Origin of the sequence: Mesorhizobium sp. M2A.F.Ca.ET.037.01.1.1 (assembly GCF_003998075.1) — a bacterium.
GTDB lineage: Bacteria > Pseudomonadota > Alphaproteobacteria > Rhizobiales > Rhizobiaceae > Mesorhizobium.
On the sequence record NZ_RZSA01001245.1, the window covers coordinates 1 to 1,658 of the forward strand.

Consider the following 1,658-nt stretch of genomic DNA (forward strand, 5'->3'; position numbering starts at 1 on the left):
ACGATCGAGCCGATGCCGGCGATCACCATTACCTTGACCACCGAGACCGACGAAAAAATGCGGTTGAAAAACAGGAACATGCCGACCTCGGAGACCACGCCCCAGGCCCATAGCAGGCCGACGACGGAATCGCCGATGCCGATCGACTTCCAGTAGATCGAAACGAAGCCGTAGAGGAAGGCGTGGCTGGCGGTGATGACGCCGACACCGAGCGTGAAATAGAGGAAATAGGCGTTGAACAGGCTGGGGGCCTTATGCTGGATCTCGGTGGCCGACAGCGGCGAGGCCTTGCGCGGCCGCCCCATGCGCGGTGCCGCCAACGCCGCCACCAGGGCCGCGCCGAGCGCCACAAAGATGATCACCGGAACCGCCTGCGGGCCGGTGGCCGCCAGGATGAATCCACCCGCGATATTGGCGCACAGATAGGCGATCGAACCCCATTTGCGCATCGTCGTGTAATTCGAGCCGAAGCGGCGCACGCCCGACAGTGCCAGCGAATCGGCCATCGGTGAGTGCGGCGTCCAAACGATGGTGAGCAGCAGCGACACGGCAAGCACGATCGCGTAGGCGGCCGGCAGGAAATAGCCGGCCGAGACAACCATCGAGGCCGCGACCAGCGCGATATAGACATTGGCGCGGTCCTTCGCCCGGTCGGCAAGCGCCGTCAGCATCGGCGTCGTCACCACGCGCAGGAACATCGGCGCCGCCAGGATGACGGCGATCTGCTCGGCATGAAACCCCTTCGCCTGCAGCCAGAGCGGAAAATAAGGCAGATGCGTGCCCTGTGACACGAACAAGGTGGCGAAGATCAGGCTGATGCGCAGTTCGAAATGGCTGGGCTTGATGCGTTGTTCGGGCGAGAGCGGCGGCAGCGACATGAATCGATCCAATTACGCTGCAATCGACGGCCTGCAACGCGTTTCGATCCCTAACATGCGGCAAGGCAGGGCGGAACTGCCTGGACTAATCGATCAAGGGCAAAGCTGTTGAAGACCGCGTCCGGCACGGGATATGCCGCGCTTCGGCTTCAATGAACAACGCGCGCAAAGAGGCTCCAACCGCGGCCGATCTCTGATCGGCAGGCGCGTTCAGGCCGCTCGCGCCGCCCTGCCCTTGAGGTCGATAATGTCGACCGGAACCAACACATCCTTCCCAGTTGAAGATTCCGGCAGCACATGCGCCCAGGTCAGGATCTCCAGGCGGCCGTCGAAGTGCTCGACCGCCGCCGTGCAGCTTTCCACCCAGTCGCCGGTGTTGATGTACTGTACGTCGCCATAGCTTTCGATCGCGGCGTGATGGATGTGGCCGCAAATCACGCCGTCGACATGCGAGCGCCGCGCTTCCTCGGAAAGCACGGTCTGGAACGAGCCGATGAAATTCACCGCGTTCTTCACCTTGACCTTGGCCCAGGACGAGAACGACCAGTAAGGCAGGCCGAGCAGATGGCGCAGCTTGGTCACGACGCGGTTGATCAGCATCGCCGTGTCATAGGCATAGTCGCCGAGATAAGCGAGCCAGCGCTGGTTGTGCACTACCGTGTCGAACTGGTCGCCGTGGATGACCAGCAGGCGCCGGCCGTCGGCGGTCTCGTGGATGGCGCGGTCGGCGACGACGATGCCGCCGAAATGCACGCCCTGGAACTGGCGGGCGAAATTGTT

Annotated in this window: 2 protein-coding genes; both read right to left on the reverse strand. The window is 62.8% G+C overall.

Annotation, left to right across the window (positions count from 1 at the left end; all coding sequences use genetic code 11):
• On the reverse strand, positions 1–878 hold an 878-nt coding region (locus EOA27_RS35570; protein ID WP_127258622.1), incomplete at its 3' end, for an MFS transporter.
• 210 nt (positions 879–1,088) lie between these two features.
• The coding region (locus tag EOA27_RS35575) for a UDP-2,3-diacylglucosamine diphosphatase (RefSeq protein ID WP_145970801.1) at positions 1,089–1,658 on the reverse strand (570 nt) is incomplete at its 5' end.